The sequence below is a fragment of the Peribacillus frigoritolerans genome (assembly GCF_030676415.1).
Classification (GTDB): Bacteria; Bacillota; Bacilli; order Bacillales; family DSM-1321; genus Peribacillus; species Peribacillus frigoritolerans_A.
In genome coordinates this window covers 1-255 of record NZ_JAUUTW010000138.1, presented here as the reverse complement: position 1 = coordinate 255, position 255 = coordinate 1, and the positions used below count along the sequence as shown (strand labels likewise).

Genomic DNA, 255 nt, shown 5'->3' with positions numbered 1-255 from the left:
GTACCGCAAACCGACACAGGTAGGCGAGGAGAGAATCCTAAGGTGTGCGAGAGAACTCTCGTTAAGGAACTCGGCAAAATGACCCCGTAACTTCGGGAGAAGGGGTGCTTTTTAGGGTGAATAGCCCGGAAAAGCCGCAGTGAATAGGCCCAGGCGACTGTTTAGCAAAAACACAGGTCTCTGCGAAGCCGCAAGGCGAAGTATAGGGGCTGACACCTGCCCGGTGCTGGAAGGTTAAGGGGAGAGGTTAGCGCA

1 rRNA gene is annotated in these 255 nt (G+C 54.9%); it reads left to right on the top strand.

The features are described from left to right. Window positions 1-255 (top strand): 23S ribosomal RNA (locus tag Q8G36_RS29525); the annotation flags it as partial.